Origin of the sequence: Idiomarina sp. UBA3162 (assembly GCF_002364475.1) — a bacterium.
Taxonomy (GTDB): Bacteria; Pseudomonadota; Gammaproteobacteria; order Enterobacterales; family Alteromonadaceae; genus Idiomarina.
Genome location: NZ_DEYI01000059.1, coordinates 44,007 through 61,385, shown reverse-complemented (window position 1 = coordinate 61,385; position 17,379 = coordinate 44,007). Strand labels below are relative to the sequence as shown.

Annotated in this window: 14 protein-coding genes; 10 read left to right on the top strand and 4 right to left on the bottom strand. The window is 48.3% G+C overall.

Annotated elements, in window-relative coordinates:
- The first annotated feature begins 194 nt into the window (after positions 1-194).
- Positions 195-971 (top strand): substrate-binding periplasmic protein, encoded by a 777-nt coding sequence (locus B2X00_RS07725; protein WP_290486947.1) that lies wholly within the window; start codon positions 195-197, stop codon positions 969-971.
- On the opposite strand, the gene B2X00_RS07720 is transcribed toward B2X00_RS07725, so the two are convergent.
- Genes B2X00_RS07720 through uvrA form a run of 3 tightly spaced genes read right to left on the bottom strand, consistent with a single transcriptional unit; the run spans position 968 to position 5,159 of the window.
- The gene (locus tag B2X00_RS07720; protein ID WP_290486943.1) at positions 968-1,924 is read right to left on the bottom strand and encodes a glutaminase; all 957 of its coding nucleotides are present in this window, start codon (positions 1,922-1,924) and stop codon (positions 968-970) included. The two genes, B2X00_RS07725 and B2X00_RS07720, sit on opposite strands and share 4 nt — an antisense overlap.
- On the bottom strand, positions 1,914-2,321 hold the full coding sequence (locus tag B2X00_RS07715) for an acyl-CoA thioesterase (RefSeq protein ID WP_071463005.1): 408 nt from the start codon (positions 2,319-2,321) through the stop codon (positions 1,914-1,916). The genes B2X00_RS07720 and B2X00_RS07715 overlap by 11 nt, the downstream gene beginning before the upstream one ends.
- Before the next feature lie 9 nt (positions 2,322-2,330).
- Positions 2,331-5,159 (bottom strand): excinuclease ABC subunit UvrA, encoded by a 2,829-nt coding sequence (gene uvrA, locus B2X00_RS07710; RefSeq protein WP_290486938.1) that lies wholly within the window; start codon positions 5,157-5,159, stop codon positions 2,331-2,333.
- Positions 5,160-5,277: 118 nt separating this feature from the next.
- Between uvrA and B2X00_RS07705 the strand changes: the two genes are divergently transcribed.
- The 6 genes from B2X00_RS07705 (at position 5,278) to B2X00_RS07680 (ending at position 12,623) form a co-directional block, all read left to right on the top strand.
- Positions 5,278-6,657: an MFS transporter gene (locus tag B2X00_RS07705; RefSeq protein ID WP_290486937.1), complete on the top strand. Its 1,380-nt coding sequence runs from the start codon at positions 5,278-5,280 to the stop codon at positions 6,655-6,657.
- Positions 6,658-6,702: 45 nt separating this feature from the next.
- The gene (gene ssb / locus B2X00_RS07700; protein WP_290486935.1) at positions 6,703-7,317 is read left to right on the top strand and encodes a single-stranded DNA-binding protein; all 615 of its coding nucleotides are present in this window, start codon (positions 6,703-6,705) and stop codon (positions 7,315-7,317) included.
- A 151-nt stretch (positions 7,318-7,468) separates the two neighbouring features.
- The gene (locus B2X00_RS07695) at positions 7,469-7,963 is read left to right on the top strand and encodes a MarR family transcriptional regulator (protein WP_290486933.1); all 495 of its coding nucleotides are present in this window, start codon (positions 7,469-7,471) and stop codon (positions 7,961-7,963) included.
- Positions 7,960-9,021 carry an HlyD family secretion protein gene (locus B2X00_RS07690; protein ID WP_290486931.1) on the top strand — a complete coding sequence of 354 codons (1,062 nt, stop codon included), beginning with the start codon at positions 7,960-7,962 and terminating at the stop codon, positions 9,019-9,021. The genes B2X00_RS07695 and B2X00_RS07690 overlap by 4 nt, the downstream gene beginning before the upstream one ends.
- A 12-nt stretch (positions 9,022-9,033) precedes the next feature.
- Positions 9,034-10,059 (top strand): DUF2955 domain-containing protein, encoded by a 1,026-nt coding sequence (locus B2X00_RS07685; protein WP_290486930.1) that lies wholly within the window; start codon positions 9,034-9,036, stop codon positions 10,057-10,059.
- A gap of 98 nt (positions 10,060-10,157) precedes the next feature.
- Complete coding sequence (locus B2X00_RS07680) at positions 10,158-12,623, top strand: putative bifunctional diguanylate cyclase/phosphodiesterase (protein ID WP_290486928.1); 2,466 nt, start codon at positions 10,158-10,160, stop codon at positions 12,621-12,623.
- On the opposite strand, the gene B2X00_RS07675 is transcribed toward B2X00_RS07680, so the two are convergent.
- Positions 12,569-13,807 carry an adenosine deaminase family protein gene (locus B2X00_RS07675; protein WP_290486926.1) on the bottom strand — a complete coding sequence of 413 codons (1,239 nt, stop codon included), beginning with the start codon at positions 13,805-13,807 and terminating at the stop codon, positions 12,569-12,571. The two genes, B2X00_RS07680 and B2X00_RS07675, sit on opposite strands and share 55 nt — an antisense overlap.
- 77 nt (positions 13,808-13,884) lie before the next feature.
- Here B2X00_RS07675 and B2X00_RS07670 point away from each other — a divergent pair, with 77 nt between their 5' ends.
- The 3 genes from B2X00_RS07670 (at position 13,885) to B2X00_RS07660 (ending at position 17,308) form a co-directional block, all read left to right on the top strand.
- On the top strand, positions 13,885-14,466 hold the full coding sequence (locus B2X00_RS07670; protein WP_290486924.1) for a thymidine kinase: 582 nt from the start codon (positions 13,885-13,887) through the stop codon (positions 14,464-14,466).
- A 71-nt stretch (positions 14,467-14,537) separates the two neighbouring features.
- Positions 14,538-15,569 (top strand): dihydroorotase, encoded by a 1,032-nt coding sequence (gene pyrC, locus B2X00_RS07665; RefSeq protein WP_290486922.1) that lies wholly within the window; start codon positions 14,538-14,540, stop codon positions 15,567-15,569.
- A 116-nt stretch (positions 15,570-15,685) separates the two neighbouring features.
- Positions 15,686-17,308 carry a methyl-accepting chemotaxis protein gene (locus B2X00_RS07660; RefSeq protein WP_290486920.1) on the top strand — a complete coding sequence of 541 codons (1,623 nt, stop codon included), beginning with the start codon at positions 15,686-15,688 and terminating at the stop codon, positions 17,306-17,308.
- Positions 17,309-17,379 lie beyond the last annotated feature (71 nt).

The window sequence follows — 17,379 nt, the reverse complement described above, 5'->3', positions numbered from 1 at the left end:
TTGCGCTTAATGCGCAAGCGACAGTGAGTCAAAAACCCGGCTTCGGCCGGGTTTTTTTATGGGTTGGTGTTTATTCGTGTAAAGTCGTGTCAGAACGGCTGCATTTGACTCCAATTATTGACATTTATCAGCTTTAACCCCACTATAACCGTCCAGTTTCAAGCTAAATAAGTGCAGTGCGAAGAAGTCTCTTTTTGTTGATAACATACTTTTTGACGAGCGTTTCATTCATCAAGAATGCAAGCGCACAAACACCTGTGTATGTTGCTGCATATGATTATCCTCCCTATTTTTCGATGGGGCTTGAAACGGATGTCACTCGTGAACTCATTCAGATTTTGAATGAATACCAAGATACCTACGACTTTCAGTTACAAGTCATTCCTCCTAATGGGCGTTATCAAGCATTGTCCGAGAACGGTTGTTGCGACGTCATCTTTTTTGAGTCTGAGGAATGGGGTTGGAAAAATCGAAACGTTGAGTCGACTATCCCAATTATTCGAGGTCGCGAACGTTTTGTCGCTAAAAGAAAACCGGGCCGAACCCAAGCCTTTTTCGACACATTAGAAGGGAAGACGGTAGGCGCGGTAAAAGGCTATCACTATAACTTCGATGGTACTGAGCGTACTGCAGACGAGTTAGGCCGAGCCTATAGAGCGTATTTGTCTCACTCGGCACTGACTAATTTGCGGATGTTAATGGGCGGTCGCATTGATGTCATGCCGATAAATGATGAACTGCTATCAGCCCTACAAAATGCCGGCGATCAATATGAGAAAGATTTGCTTGTCTCTGACCAGATCTTTGATGATTACATGCTGAGCATGATCGTAGGGCATAATAAACGTCTAACCCAGGAGACGATGCAACAATTGGTGCGTGAATTAGCGCGTCAGGGGCACATCGACAAATTGCTGCAACGGTTTAACTTGACGCGCTTCCAAGTCTATCGTCTTGGCTTGAGACGCTAATAAACACTTAAGCCGAGTCTATTGGCTAACTCTCGAACCATGAACATACCGCGTGCGCTGTTGCCGAACTCATTCAATTTTGGACTCCATGCCGAAATCACGCCAAAATCAGGCACAATAGCGACAATGCCGCCACCGACACCACTCTTCGCAGGCACGCCGACGGTAAAGGCGAACTCACCACTTTGATCATACATACCGCTGGTCGAAAGTAATGCATTGATGCGTTGAGCATCTCGCTTACTAATTATTTCTCTTTGAGAGAAAGGACATACTCCCGCATTAGCAAGAAATGTGAAAGAGCGAGCGAGGTTCTCGCAGCTCATGCTAATTGCACATTGCCAAAAATAATGGTCGAGCACTTCGTCAACATCCGATTCAATATTATCGAAGCTCTTCATCAAGTGGGCGGAGGCCGCATTGCGGTGACCGTGCTCTTTCTCGGAGGCATGCACGGATTCATCCGCATAGATGCGATCGTTGCCACATAGATTACGCACAAGGCTCATCACAGCGTTTTTACTTGTCGAGTAGTGGCTAACTAGCACGTCGCTAATTAAAATCGCGCCTGCGTTGATCATGGGGTTGCGAGGAATCCCCTTTTCCCATTCCAACTGCACAATCGAATTAAATGCCTGTCCTGAAGGTTCCATCTTGACCCGTTTCCACAAATCGTCACCTAAACGATCCATCGCCATCATCAAACCGAAAATTTTGGAAATAGACTGAATAGAAAACAGCGTGTCTGTGTCACCTACGTTGAACACTTCACCATCGAGTGTCGTTAACGTAAGGGCACATTGATCGGGGTCGACCGCAGCGAGCGCAGGTATATAATCGGCGACTTTCCCCGATTGGATCTGCATCGCTTGCTGATGAATTTCAGTCAACAAGCGATTGAGGTCATCAGGGGCATGAATCTTTTGCCCACCACTTACCAAATCACGCGTCAATGGGATGCTCCGGATGTTGTAGCTCAACTAGGCGTTGCCTTAGCTCATCACTTAAGGTTACCGAACGTTGTTGCTCAAAATCGAAATAAACAAGTACCGTTTTGCCCTTGGCGCAGAGCTCACCTTTTTGCCAGATTTCGGTACCAATATCAAAGGAACTGCCGCCAAGACGTTGAACAAACGTCTTCACGGTCACATTCGAGCCAAAGAAAATGGGACGCGCAAAATCAACTTCAAGACGAGCAACGATCAGGCTTTTTGTTTCCGGTGACATTTCACCAAAGAATTCAAATATAGGTAGCCGACCGGTCTCAATCCACATAGGCACAACGGTGTTGTTCACATGACCTAAGGCATCGGTTTCATAAAAACGAACTTTAAACTGCTCTTCTAACATCCTGTCTTCCTATGACGATTTAAGCATGGGTTTAAGAAAGCGTGCGGTGTGAGACCGCTTTTCATTGACGATTTTTTCGGGAGCGCCTTCGGTTAAGATCTCACCACCCCCTGAACCACCTTCAGGACCTAAGTCAACAATCCAGTCAGCGGTCTTAATCACATCTAAGTTGTGCTCGATAACAACCACGGTATTCCCATGGTCACGCAAACGATGAATCACCGCTAGTAACTGTTTGATGTCATGGAAGTGGAGTCCTGTAGTAGGCTCATCCAGAATATAAAGCGTGCGTCCTGTATCTCGCTTCGACAACTCGCGTGATAGCTTCACACGCTGTGCTTCACCACCCGATAACGTCGTTGCCGACTGGCCAAGGCGTACATAAGACAGACCCACATCCATTAGTGTTTGCAACTTGCGCGCAATTGCGGGAATGGGGTCAAAGAACTCACGGGCCTCTTCGATGGTCATATCCAATACTTCGTGGATATTCTTGCCCTTGTATTGAATGTCCAACGTTTCACGGTTGTAACGTTTACCCTTACAAATATCACAGGGAACATAAACATCCGGTAAGAAGTGCATTTCAACCTTAATGACCCCGTCACCCTGACACGCCTCGCAACGTCCGCCTTTAACGTTAAAGCTAAAGCGTCCTGGTTTATAACCGCGCGCTCTGGCTTCTGGTACACCGGCAAATAGCTCACGAATTGGTGTAAAAATCCCGGTGTAAGTCGCAGGGTTAGAGCGTGGCGTACGGCCAATCGGACTTTGGTCGATATCGACCACTTTATCTAACAGCTCCATACCTTCTACACGTTCGTGCGGTGCAGCTTCCCCCGTGGTTGCGCCATTCAATTCGCGATGAGCGACTTTAAACAACGTATCGTTGACTAAGGTTGATTTACCGGAGCCAGAAACACCTGTGACGCAGGTCATTAAACCTAAAGGAATGTTTAAATCGACATTTTTTAGGTTGTTACCTGTCGCACCAATAATTTTTAGCCAACGGTCATCTGGATCATGTCGTTTAGCCGGTACGTCGATAACCTTACGACCTGATAAGTAATCGCCGGTTAGTGACCGCTCAGTGCCAACGATATCCTCAACGGAGCCTTGGGCAACGATCTCGCCGCCATGCACACCCGCACCGGGACCAATATCAATCACATGATCCGCCTGACGAATGGCATCTTCATCATGTTCAACCACCAGCACGGTATTGCCCAAATCGCGCAAATGAATCAAAGTGTTTAATAGACGTTCGTTATCACGTTGGTGAAGGCCAATGCTCGGTTCATCCAGTACGTACATCACACCCACCAAGCCGGCGCCAATCTGACTGGCTAAACGAATTCGCTGCGCCTCACCACCGGATAAGGTTTCTGCACTACGTGACAGGCTTAGGTAATTCAATCCCACATTGACCAAGAAGCCGAGCCTATCGTTAATCTCTTTCAATATTTTTTCAGCGATTTTTCCACGCTGACCGTCAAGATCAAGGCTTTGGAAAAAGTCTAATGCATCGCCAATCGAACGCTCTGAGACCTGAGGTAAGTTTGTATTTTCGATAAACACATGACGCGCCTCAGTACGCAAACGGCTACCGTGACAGCTTTTACAGGGTTGTACGGCAATGTATTTTGCCAACTCGTCGCGTACCGCTTGTGATTCGGTCTCACGATACCGGCGTTGCATATTAGGGATAATCCCCTCAAACGGATGCGCACGAACGACCTTATCGCCTCGATCATTCATATAAGTGAACTTGATTTCTTCTTTGCCGCTGCCGTAGAGCAACACTGCACGAGTATCTTCGCTTAATTCATTGAATGGCACCGACAACTTAAAGTCATAGTGCTTAGCCAATGACTGTAGCATCTGGTAGTAATAAAAATTGCGTTTATCCCAACCGCGGATAGCGCCACCGGTGAGCGATAAGTCGCCATTGACGACCACCTTACTCGGATCAAAAAATTGCTCTACACCCAAGCCATCGCAGGTTTGGCAAGCGCCGGCTGGGTTATTGAACGAGAACAAGCGCGGTTCCAGCTCTTGCATACTGTAACCACAGTGTGGACAGGCAAAGTTAGCCGAGAAAATCAGCGTCTCGCCTTCTTCACCCGGCATTGGTGCAACAAACGCCGTACCACCGGTCATATCAATAGCAGTTTCAAACGACTCAGCTAAGCGTTGCTCGATACCTTCACGCACTTTAAATCGGTCAACAACCACTTCAATGGTGTGCTTCTTTTGCAACTCGAGTGTCGGTGGATCGCTCAGGTCACAGATCTCACCGTCAATTCGCGCGCGAATAAAGCCCTGTAAGGCGAGGTTTTCTAACACCTTAACGTGCTCGCCTTTGCGGTTCTGTACGATGGGAGCTAACAACATGCGTTTTGATTCAGCGGGCTCGGTGAGCACCTGATCAACCATCTGTGAAATAGTTTGCGCCGCCAACGGCACATCGTGTGTCGGACAGCGAGGCTCGCCCACGCGGGCAAACAGTAGACGTAAATAATCGTATATCTCGGTAATCGTACCCACCGTTGAGCGCGGGTTGTGAGACGTGGACTTCTGTTCAATGGAGATCGCAGGTGATAAACCTTCAATGCCATCTACATCAGGTTTTTCCATCAAAGACAAAAACTGACGGGCGTAAGCGGAGAGTGACTCGACATAACGTCGTTGACCTTCGGCGTACAACGTATCAAACGCCAACGATGACTTGCCTGAGCCGGATAACCCCGTAATGACTACGAGCTTATCGCGCGGTATGGTCAGGTTAAAATTCTTTAGGTTGTGTGTTCGCGCACCACGTACTTCGATTTTGTCCATAGTAAACTTTTTTCTCCGCGCATAGGCGTAAATGATTCAACCGAGTGAGCCGAGTATTATCGCACAGACTGGGGTATCTGGTACAATGCCGGCTCAGTCGTTCATAATAGCGAGCATTATGAGTCAGCAACAGTTAAATAGAACAGAAAAGCGCGCAGCGTTCGCACTTGCCTCAGTCTTTGGCATACGCATGTTAGGCCTGTTTTTGATCATGCCTGTCATGGCAATTTATGCCCATCAGTACCCCGATTACACGCCAGCGTTAATGGGTGTTGCCTTAGGGGCCTACGGTTTAACTCAAGCTTTTTTCCAAATTCCTCTGGGCATGTTATCGGATCGAATAGGACGTCGTCCTATCATCGTGGGTGGCCTGTTGGTCTTTGCTTTAGGTAGTGTGATTGCTGCACAAGCGGATAGCTTGATGGGCGTCGTTGTTGGGCGCGCCGTGCAAGGAATTGGTGCCATTGCAGCGGCTATTTTAGCAATGGCAGCCGATGTTTCACGCGATAATCAACGCTCGAAAGTCATGGCGATTATCGGTATGTGCATTGGCTTGGCATTTGCTCTTGCGCTGATTATCGGCCCGTTACTCGCAGACCATATTGGCTTACAAGGCCTGTTTTGGTTTACCGCCGCGAGCGCCCTCGTGGGTATTGGCTTGTTACTCGTCGCAGTGCCAAAAACATTGACTAAATCAGCTCGCCGCGAGGCGTTGCCCGTGGCCACGGAACTTAAACACTTGCTAAGACATCGCCAACTTTGGTTACTCAATGGCGGCGTGTTTGTACTCCACGCGGTACTGACCTCTTGGTTTATTAGCTTACCAACGTTGTTAGCAGCGCATGATGTGCGAACGGAATACCATGCCTTATTTTATTTACCCACCTTGGTGCTGTCGATCGCGTTAATGGTGCCCATGATTATTCACGGCGCAAAAACCAATCAACATGTCACTTGGTTTAGGTTGTCGATTTTATTGCTGATGGTGGGCGCGACACTCATAACGTGGTGGGGTGCTTCGCTGATTGTGATAGCGATCGCGTTGGTGGTGTTTTTCACTGGCTTTAACTTCTTAGAAGCAACGCTACCTTCATTGCTCACACGTATTGCCCCGGCGGGTAGTAAAGGGAGTGCCAGTGGCATATATTCCACCTGTCAGTTTAGCGGGGCGTTCGTCGGTGGCGCGCTAGGCGGTTGGCTCTTACAAACTTATCAGCTTAAAGGGATTGGCGTCGCGAGTTTAGCTATACTAGCGTTATGGTTTGTTTTGAGCCGTTTGATGCAAAACCCTAAAGCCGTAACAAACGTGGTGATTAGTTTGAAAGGGCTTGAGCAACAGACCCTTGATCAATTTAATGATGCGCTACTCGGGATATCCGGTGTCGAAGAAGTTCGTTACGCATCTGACGATAGAGTCACCTATTTAAAAGTTGATAAAAAGCAGTATGATGAGCATGCAGTCGAAGCATTGATCGAACGTCACAAATCGGCCCAATAGCGTGTTAAACTATTAAAAGAGAAAATTTTAGAACAGGAGAGAAATATGGCCAGTCGCGGTGTGAATAAGGTAATTTTGGTCGGTAACTTGGGCGCCGATCCTGAAGTTCGGTATACCCAGAACAGTACCGCTATTGCTAATCTCTCAATCGCAACGAGCGAAACGTGGAAAGACAAGCAAACAGGTGAGCCGCGTGAACAAACCGAGTGGCACCGTTGTGTTGCTTATCGTCGCTTAGCAGAAATTGCCGGTGAGTACCTCAAAAAGGGCTCAAAAGTGTACGTCGAAGGCCGCTTACAAACACGTAAATGGCAAGGCCAAGACGGCCAAGATCGTTACACGACAGAAATCGTAATTAACGAAATGCAAATGCTCGATTCTCGTGGCGGCTCTGGCATGGGTCAAGGCCAAGGTATGAATCAGGGCATGAACCAAGGCATGCATCAAGGTATGAACCAGGGCATGAATCAAAACCAAGGCGGCAATCAGCCTGCGCCTAATCAGCAGGGCAATCCGAACCAAGGTTTTGGACAGCAACAAGGTTTTCAAGGTGGTCAGTCAAACCAAGGCAATGCGATGCGTTCTAACCAAAATCAGCAGCCTTCACAACCAGAACCGTTTTCACCCGATAACGATTTTGATGACGATATTCCGTTCTAGGTCACGACTTCACTCGCTATTTATCGAAAGCCCTCAGTCGAGGGCTTTTTTGTATCTGTCTCTCCGATTAGACCCATCGAAATCACCTTAATTTACTTAGCTTGCTAACTTTGTTAATATACTTAGCAAGCTAACTAAATGAGATCAGGTTATGACACTCTCACAAGAGCAACTCAAACAACTGTCCGTGCCCGAACGTTTAGGACGGGTGGCACGGCAATGGCAATCTGTCGCAGATCGTGAACTGGCACCCTTAGGTTTAACTTACCCACGCTGGAGCGCGATGTGGAAGCTGGTGCGAATCGGTGATGGCGCAAGTCAAAAGCAATTGGCAGAGGCGTTGGAGATAGAACTCGCATCATTAATGCGAACGTTGACACAGCTAGAGCAACAGTCACTTGTTGTACGGCGCGTATGCCCAGACGATGGCCGCGCTAAGCGAGTTTATCTAACCGACGCCGGTCATGCGTTGGTGAAAAAGATGGAAGCCAAAATCCTAAAGGTACGTCGTACGCTGATGGCTGATATTGCCGACGAAGACATTGAAACGGTTAAGCATGTATTGGCGATAATTTCGCGTAACGCCCACCAAATGTGCAGTGAGCAAAAGAAGCACGACGATAAGCAAAGAGGTGACACACAATGACGGCTGATGAAAAATTCGCGAAGTGGGTTAAGCGAGCGCTTATTGGCTTTATCGCATTGTTTGCTTATTTCCTCTGGGCTGATTTAGCGTTACCGCTCACACCGCAAGCAATGGTGACTCGCGTCGTCACTCAGGTCGCGCCGCAGGTTAACGGTACGGTAGAACAAGTGTTGGTTGACAATAATCAGTATGTGGAGCCGGGCGACCCTTTATTTACGCTAGATCCTCGACCTTTTCGTTTGCAGCTACAGCAAGCTGAATTAGCTTTGCAGCAAGCACAACAGTCGAACCGTCAACTGGATGCACAAATTCGTGCTGCTCAAGCAAAGCTAAAGTCAGCACAAGCGACTGCTGATGAGCAAAGTCGTGAGGCGCAGCGAATCAAAAACTTAGTGAAGGAAGGCAGTACATCTGAGCAAGCGTTTGATCAGGCGCAGAGCGCGGCGTTGCAAGCGCAAGCGAATGTCGATGCGGTTAAATCGCAGTTGGAAAGCCTCAAAGTGCAGCGCGGCGATTCAGACGACGCTAACAATCTGCTCATTCAGCAGGCTAAGAACGCGGTGGACAATGCCGAGTTGAACTTGAGTTATACCACGATACGTGCGCAACACGCGGGTCGAGTGAGTAATCTTAAACTCAGCGAAGGTGTATATGCCCGACAAGGTAACCCATTACTGGCGTTGGTATCGCCTCACGCGGATATCGTTGCTGACTTCAGGGAAAAGAATTTGCGCCACGTTAAAACAGGTCAGCGCGCATTGGTTGTCTTTGATGCCGAGCCAGGTACCGTTTATGAGGCGACGATAGATAGCGTTGATGCCGGTGTTAACGCAGGTCAGTTGAGCGCGGATGGCACACTCGCACAGCCGGTTAACTCGAACCGCTGGGTACGCGATGCTCAACGTATGCGAGTGCACTTGAGCCTTGCCAAAGGTATTGATAACAACCGTCCTGCTGGCGCTAAGGCAACAGTACAAATCGTGCCCGATGGCGGTTTTAAAAGCACCGTTGCACAAGCTCAAGTGCGTCTACTGGGTTGGTTACATTACATTTACTAACGTGGGGCAGGTATGAAACAGCTCGGATTAACTGAAAACGGTCTGCGGCAATGCTTGCGCATTGGCTTTGGGGCGTCCATCGGCTTCTTAGTCACCACGTTGTTTGACTTATCTTATGGTGTCTTTTTCACCGTGCTACCGATGCTCTTGCTGGGCTTAGTGCCGGTCATTAACGGACATGTGGCGCGCCAATTATTGGCCGCATCAGTTATGTGTGGGATTGAAGTCGGTATCGTGGCGCAGTTATTAGGTGGGCACCCGATACTCATGACGATGGTCGCATTTTTGTTGTTTCTGTATCGCTTTGCTTTCATGGCACGTGGCACTGCGTTTTTATTTGGTGCCAATGGCGTGTTGATGCTAAGCATCATGTTGCATTATGCGAGCTATCCAACTACCGACGTCAATAACCTCATTGCGAGTAATTTTTTCGCGTCATTGTTGGCTATCGTTATTGCCTTTATGATGCATACATTGATTCCCAACAAAGCAGAGCCCAGTGCGCCTCCCGTAGCGCCCGAAAAATCATCCAACCGCGTCCGTCATGAGGCAATTTTAGGTGCCACGGTGACAACCTTGTCATTTTTAGTCTTTCAACTGTTTGATTTGCAAGACTCAATATCAGCACAGGCAACCACTATTTTGGTGTTATTTCCCATGCATTGGAATGGTGCGCTGACTTACGCGCGTAAACGCGCGATGGGTACGCTGATCGGCGTCATGTTTGGGCTTGCTGTACAACTTCTGCTGTATGATTGGTATGACGCACTGTGGCTTATTGTGCCCTTATTCTGGGTCGGAGTGATGCTGTTTGCTAGGCTCCACGTGCTTGAAGCTTCGGGCGCCGGCGTGGGTTTTGGTGCTTTGACTACGGTCGGTATTTTATTTGGCCAGTACCTTTCGCCTACGCAGGACCTAGTCTATTCAGGGCTGTACCGACTCAGTAGCACCTTAGTCGCAATTATCGCAGCAATGATGGTGTGTTATCTCGTACATAAAGCGTTGAACCAGTGTGCGGCAACGCGTTTTGGCAGTTAATAAAGAAAAACGGGCATTGAGTGTTGATAAAATTCCTCTAAGCCGCATAATTCGCCTAAATGATATCTAATATCTGTTTTTAGCGATGGAGCGCCCTCATGACATCGATGTCAATTAAGTTTTTTCAACGACTAAGCACCCAAATCTCGTTATTGGTGGGCTTCGTTGGCATTGCGATGTTTGTCAGTTTGGCCACTTTTACCATTACCGAACAAACAGCGGAGAATCGTCACGTAGTTGAACAAGAAGTTTTAACTACAGCGCAGATGATGCAGGCCACGTTTGATCGTGTGGTGCGTTATGAGCGCACGGATTTGTTGCATGAAATTCTTTCCCAGTTACAAGATCAACCGAATGTCCTAGCCGCGTTTATCTACAACCGAGAGGGGCGTATAGAATATGCCGCTGATCATCACTGGCTCGATAAACCCTTATATCAAGCGTTGAGTATCGCGTCGCAAACTTGGCATGAACTCAATGCAAACAGCGACATCACGCTGCATCACGTTGAGGACCAAGGTCGCTTGATTGTGTACGTACCGCTGACGGTATCTTCAGACTTTCCTGAATTTCGACCATTCTCACTTATGATCGCGTTCGAGCAAAGGCATACCTTTTGGAGTGTGGCTCAGTCGCGTCTTACCACTTTGACGATTCAATTGATTATCGTGCTGTTGTTGGTCGCCCTTCTGCACAGATATTTGAATTATCGTATTAGCAAACGGCTTGGCCACATGCAAACCGGTGTACAGGCGATGCGAGATGAGCAACAGCGGGTTGCTATTGACGTACGCGGCAAGGATGATATTGCGGCGCTGGCGCGTCAGGTCGAGGCGATCGCTGCCGAGCGTCATGCGCATTGGTCCAAACTTAAAAATCTAGAAACCGCCGTAGACCAAAGCAATGAGTGCATTATTATTACCGATGCCAAAGGCCAAATAGAGTATGTGAATAAAGCGTTTGAGTGGATTACCGGGTATCAACGAGACGAGCTGGTTGGCAATAACCCCCGTATTCTCAAATCAGGTCTGACGCAACAATCGGTGTATCATGAACTTTGGGACACCCTTAACCAAGGTCAAACGTGGCGCGGTGAATTGCTCAACCAACGTAAAGATGGGCAAGTTTATACGGTGTATTCGATTATTACGCCGGTCTACAACGAACAGGGGGAATGCACTCACTATATTGCGGTTGAAGACGATATTACCGAGCGCAAGGCCGACGAGCAGCGGCTTCACTATATGGCTTATTACGAGACATTGACCGGCCTGCCCAACCGACTGCATATGACCCAAATCATCGACCAAGCACTCGCGTCGTTAGAAGAGGATGAACTGGGCTACTTGTTACTCGTCGACATTGATCGATTACAACAGATTAATGATGCGCGTGGCCATGAGTTCGGCAATCGCTTGGTCCAAGCTTTTGCTGAGCGAATGAAGCAGTGGACGGAACAGCAGGGCGTGCAGCTCGCGCATTTGGGGGCTGACCTGTTTGCTGTTCTATTCCCACCGCAAGTTTCTAAACGCGAAGTGGCCAAAGAGAAGCTCTATGAGACCTGCGAGGCGCTGCTCAAGATCACCCGCAAGCCAATTCAGTTAGACGATGATGTTCTGACCATGTCAGCAACCATAGGCGCGGTCGTCTATCCACAAAAAGGTGGTAATGCAGAACAATTGTTACGTCGTGCCGAAACAGCCTTGCATAAGGCAAAACGATACGGGGGCAATCACTTCGCCGTCTATCGTCAGCAATATGGAGAGGAGATTAAGCGGCAATTCGATGTCGAGAGAATGCTACGGCATGCGATAAAAAACGATGAGCTTGATTTATATTTGCAGTCTCAAGTGGATGCGACGGGTAAGGTGGTCAGTGCCGAAGGTTTGGTACGGTGGCATCATTCGGAGCAGGGGCTCATTAGCCCGGGTGTATTTATACCGATTGCTGAACGCTCAGATTTGATTCTATCGATTGACCGTTGGGTACTGCAGCGTGCCGCACAGATTCTTGCTTCTAAGGAAATTGCTGAGAACCCCATTGATGCATTGTCAGTGAACATCTCTGCTCGACATTTTGTTCGGGGTGATTTAGTTCATGTCGTGAGTGAGTTGCTAGAAAACTATCATTTTAAGCCCCAGCAGTTGATGATCGAGGTCACCGAGGGCGTATTGATAGAAGATACAGATAAAGTCATTGAAGTCATGCGCGAGTTAAGCAAACTCGGCATCCGTTTCTCGATTGATGACTTCGGAACCGGCTACTCGTCGTTAGCGTATATCCAAAAGCTACCAGTGAGTGAGCTCAAGATAGACCAAAGTTTTGTTCGCAGTATCGGTGAGAAAGCGACCCACGATGCGCTCGTTGAGACGATTCTCTCGATAGGTGAACACTTAGACTTACGCATGATCGCCGAGGGCGTTGAAACAGAGCGTGAGGCGCGCTTCTTGACCGAGCGCTGCCCCACGATTGTTATGCAAGGGTATTTATTCGCTTATCCTGTTCCCGCTCAAGAGTGGCTGGCGTCTTTTAGTCCAAATTGTTCAACTACACGATCAAAGTAAGCTAAGTTTTTCTTTGCATATTCGCGCTTAGCCACATAGTCGCCTGGGAAGAAGTTCTTTTTAAAACCGTAGGCGACCATGTCTTTTAGACGTTTCAACGAGATATCAAAATTATCGACAGCTAATTGATATTCGTTGCTGACGGTGGTGCGCGATACCAATCGGTTATCGGTACAAATAACCGTGGCTAGACGGTTATCGAGCATATACTTAAAGTTGTGGTTCTCGATACCGCCGATGCTTGGATTGGTTTGCAGATTACTGGTAAGACAAACCTCAACAGCAATCCGGCGGTCGGCAATATATGAAGCCAAGTTTTCGCCATACGCTTTAGGATCTTCAATCGTTGGGTCTTCGGTCATCTCTGGTGAGAACAACGAGTACCCATGGCCTAGACGGTCCGCGTGGCACTGGGTAAGGGCCTCGAAAATACTCTCTGCGCCATAGGCCTCGCCTGCGTGTACGGTTTTTAACAAGAAGTTTTCGTGGGCGTATTCGTACACATCTTTGAACTGACTTGCCGGATAGCCGATTTCTTGTCCTGCGATATCTAAACCGACGATAGGTAAGCCTTCATCGTCGCGCATTCTGACGCTGGCGCGTACCAATTCCATCGCCGCCGTACGGATGACTTGCATCGGTTCAAAGTCACGCAAATGTTGGAACAATTGGGTATAGTATGGCGAGAAACCTTTCTTACCGAACATGCGCATGGCGCAGTTGATGATGCCATAGTCAAAGGGTGGCTTTTCGCCTTGTTGCACACTCGGTTGTTGATTGTATTCGTTTTTCGCCTTTTTCAGACCATCGTTGACCACATGCATAATAGTGTCAAAGGTCACACCGGCAGCTGGATTCATTAACAACTGAGGGGCAAAGCGAACTTCGATATAGTTCACCCCTTCTTCTTGGTTATCAATGGCGAGCTCGTAAGCGGCCTGCTCGAGGTTTTCTAAGTTGCGCAGCGCAGCGCAGGTATACTGAAAGCCGTTTAAGTACTCGCCTAAGTTGTTGTAGTGAGACTTAAAAACCTGATCAAATAAACCTTCCTCTGTATAACTGGGGAGCTCGATACTGGCGCGTTTTGCCATGTCGATCAGGCTTGAAGCGCGCAAGCTGCCATCTAAGTGCAAGTGAAGGTCAGCTTTAGGAATGGCCTTGATAAAATCGGCAGGGTATTGCATATCGAAAACTCCTCGGTAACATTTGCTTGGCGTTATTTTGGCACAGAATTGACTTGGATAATAAAAAGAATCCCACTATGGCATCACTTTATTTTACCTATTCGGCAATGAATGCCGGCAAAAGCACCTCATTATTACAGGTGGCACATAACTATGAAGAGCGTGAGCAGCAAGTGTTACTCATGACCCCTGCGATCGATAACCGTGCGGGACAGGGAAAAATTGCTTCACGCTTAGGTATAGCGCGTGATGCCCTCCAATTTACCCAAGACTGCGATCTCGTTGAACTCATCTTAAAGCAGTATCATCAGCGTCGGATTGATTGTGTTTTGCTTGATGAGGCGCAGTTTTTAACCGCACAACAAGTTTGGCAGCTCACGACTGTCGTCGATACACACAATATCCCCGTTATGTGTTACGGCATCCGCACTGACGCTTTTGGTGATGCGTTTCCTGGCAGTGCCGTATTACTTGCGGTGGCAGATAAGCTGGTTGAAATGAAGACGATTTGTCATTGTGGACGCAAAGCAACGATGTCGCTTCGGGTGGACGAGCACGGCAATGCTGTGAAAATGGGTCAACAAATTGCGATTGGTGGCAACGACCGCTATATCTCATGTTGTAGAACCCATTGGAAAGAAGCGATGGGTATTCGTTAACGAGGTTCTGTTGCTGACTTGACGAACACAGTATACTAATGGGTGTGTATTCGCTCCCATGAGGTAACTTGATGAACTCAATTACGATCCGCCGCCCCGATGATTGGCACTTGCACTTACGCGATGAAGAAATGCTGGCCACTACCGTGCCGCATTCTGCTGAAGTGTTTCACCGTGCTGTGGTCATGCCGAATTTAGTCCCCCCGGTGACAACCGTGTCTGCCGCGTTAAGTTATCGTGAACGCATCATGGCCCAGCTCGGCGCGGATCAGCGCTTTGATCCTCGTATGGCACTTTATTTAACAGGCGAGACGACGGTCGAAGAAGTAAAAAAAGCAGCCGCTGAGGAAAAAGTCATTGGCTTTAAACTCTACCCTTCGGGTGCAACTACCAATTCAGCGTCCGGCGTAAAATCAGTCGAAGCTTTAGCACCTGTACTCGAAGCGATGCAGGCGCACGGTGTGCCGCTACTGGTTCATGGTGAAGTGACCGACGCTGATATCGATATTTTTGACCGCGAGAAAGTGTTCATTGAGCGTCATTTGATCCCGATTACTCAGCAATTTCCTGAGCTGAAGTTGATTTTGGAGCACATTACGACCGGTGACGCAGTCGACTTTGTGACCTCAGCTCATGACAATGTAGCGGCCACGATAACCCCTCAGCATTTGTTGATGAATCGCAATCATCTGTTAGTGGGCGGTGTGCGTCCACACAACTACTGCTTACCGATCTTAAAACGTCGTGAGCATCAAGAGCGTTTACAAAAAGCGGCATTATCAGGGAGTGCTAAGTTCTTTCTAGGAACAGATTCCGCGCCGCACGTAAAGGCCAACAAAGAGACCGCATGCGGTTGTGCAGGCTGCTATTCAGCCCCCGCTGCCATTGAACTCTACGCGGAGTTTTTTAGTCAGCATAATGCGCTCGATAAGTTGGAGAACTTTAGTTCAGTGTTTGGTGCGCAGTTCTACCAATTACCATTGAATGAAGATCGTCTGACTTTAACGCAAGAAACCTGGCAAGTACCGGAGCAAGTGTCAACTACAACAGGACCTATCGTGCCTTACTACGCAGGTCAAACGTTGCACTGGAAGCGCTCATAAAAAGCGTCTGTTAAGTTCACACCTGAGTGCTCTATGACAATGCTCAGGGCTGAAGTTATCTTTTGATTGACCGATACTAGAATAAGTATTCTTATTTTTTGCTATCGGTCAAGCCCATGAAACTAACCCACAAGCTCTATACAGCCTTTGCTGCCATTCTGCTGGTGCTCGTTGTACTCATTACAACCACACTCTTTAGTATTCGGTCGCTCGTTAACACCACTTCTCAAGCTGAACAAACCTTTACGGTTATTACTGTCGCGGAAGATTTGGTTAAGCAATTACTGTTGATTCAAAGCGGCCAGCGCGGTTATGTAATCAGTGGTAACGATGAGGACAAGGTGCCGTATGATGACGGTAAGGCACAACTGAGCCAGTCTTGGGAGCAGCTTAAACAGCTTAGCCAAGGTTCATCGGCGCAATTAAAACGTTTAGAAGAGTTTAATGAGCTGTACCAGCGCTGGCTAGAAGAAGCGATGGAACCGGTTATCTCAATACGGCTGCAATACGGTCCTGGAGCGATGGGCTTGGACCAGGCGGCATACCTTGTGAAACAAGGCCGTGGCCGCGAAGACATGCAAGCGATGCGCGAGTTAATGGATAGCTTTATTACTTTTGAGCGTACACAGTTAACCGAGCGCCATGCGGAGGCCGATCAGGCGAGTTTATTGGCGGAATGGACAACGTTACTGGGTGGTTTAGTGGTAGCCCTTGTAGCGATTGGTTCGGCTTGGACATTTAAAAAGCAGTTACAAAATCGCTTGGCCGACGCGCAGCAAGCTATTGATGCGATTGCCGAAGGGCAACTAAATTACCGTATTCAAGCGGACGGCAACGATGAAATTGCGCAAGTGCTATCAACGTTAGTGGCAATGCAAGACAAGCTCAAAGCCATGCTGAATAATATCCGCAATGCCGTTAATGAGTTAAATGAGTCCAGTGGTGTCGTTGCGAGTACCGCTGAGCAGTTGTCCGCATCGTCCGATGAACAAACGCACGCGTCGGACTCTGTGGCAACAGCAATTCAAGAGCTCAGCGCAAGTATCGAACAAGTCTCGCAAAACGCTGAGCAAGCGCGCACCATCGCCCATCGTTCGAGTGATGAAGCACGTGAGAGTAGCACGGTTATTGAGCAAATGACGCAGGCGATGGACCGCATTAATCAGGCGGTGACGCAAGCTTCGCAACGGCTAACGGAACTCGACTCACAGTCAGAGAAAATTAACGCCATTGTATCTGTTATTAAAGGCATCGCCGATCAAACTAACTTGCTTGCCTTGAATGCCGCGATCGAAGCGGCTCGCGCGGGTGATCAAGGACGGGGATTCTCAGTCGTAGCGGATGAGGTCAGAAGCTTGGCACAACGCACGGCAGAATCAACTGATGAAATTGAACATATGGTCGGTGAGATCCAGCGGGGCACACAAACCAGTGTTCAGCAGATGCAGCGTGGCGTGAGCGAAGTAGAGGAGGGCGTCGAGCTCGCTGACATGACTGGGCAGGCAATGACGCGTATTCGTGGTAGTTTCGATGAGGTCATGCAGGTCGTTCAGGAAATTAGCGATGCGCTGAAGGAGCAAAATCGTGCCAGCGATGAAGTGGCAGAAACCGTCGAGCGCTTTGCCGGTATGGCACAACAAAACCAAGAAGCCACACGGCATTCGAGCGGTACTGCGCATACCTTGCAAACGTTGGCTGCACAGCTCGAGCAAACGGTTAAACGTTTTTCTCTGGATTAATCAAAACAGAGTCAAAAATTGTGGAAATATCGCCCATTTGTGTTCCAATAAGCGTAAGAGGTTTGATACCA

Excerpts from the sequence above, each read along its gene's own strand:
- uvrA (WP_290486938.1), bottom strand. The coding sequence starts at position 5,159 with ATGGACAAAATCGAAGTACGTGGTGCGCGAACACACAACCTAAAGAAT.
- B2X00_RS07660 (WP_290486920.1), top strand. The coding sequence starts at position 15,686 with ATGAAACTAACCCACAAGCTCTATACAGCCTTTGCTGCCATTCTGCTG.
- pyrC (WP_290486922.1), top strand. The coding sequence starts at position 14,538 with ATGAACTCAATTACGATCCGCCGCCCCGATGATTGGCACTTGCACTTA.
- ssb (WP_290486935.1), top strand. The coding sequence starts at position 6,703 with ATGGCCAGTCGCGGTGTGAATAAGGTAATTTTGGTCGGTAACTTGGGC.
- B2X00_RS07685 (WP_290486930.1), top strand. The coding sequence starts at position 9,034 with ATGAAACAGCTCGGATTAACTGAAAACGGTCTGCGGCAATGCTTGCGC.
- B2X00_RS07690 (WP_290486931.1), top strand. The coding sequence starts at position 7,960 with ATGACGGCTGATGAAAAATTCGCGAAGTGGGTTAAGCGAGCGCTTATT.
- B2X00_RS07715 (WP_071463005.1), bottom strand. The coding sequence starts at position 2,321 with ATGTTAGAAGAGCAGTTTAAAGTTCGTTTTTATGAAACCGATGCCTTA.
- B2X00_RS07670 (WP_290486924.1), top strand. The coding sequence starts at position 13,885 with ATGGCATCACTTTATTTTACCTATTCGGCAATGAATGCCGGCAAAAGC.
- B2X00_RS07675 (WP_290486926.1), bottom strand. The coding sequence starts at position 13,807 with ATGCAATACCCTGCCGATTTTATCAAGGCCATTCCTAAAGCTGACCTT.
- B2X00_RS07680 (WP_290486928.1), top strand. The coding sequence starts at position 10,158 with ATGACATCGATGTCAATTAAGTTTTTTCAACGACTAAGCACCCAAATC.
- B2X00_RS07695 (WP_290486933.1), top strand. The coding sequence starts at position 7,469 with ATGACACTCTCACAAGAGCAACTCAAACAACTGTCCGTGCCCGAACGT.
- B2X00_RS07705 (WP_290486937.1), top strand. The coding sequence starts at position 5,278 with ATGAGTCAGCAACAGTTAAATAGAACAGAAAAGCGCGCAGCGTTCGCA.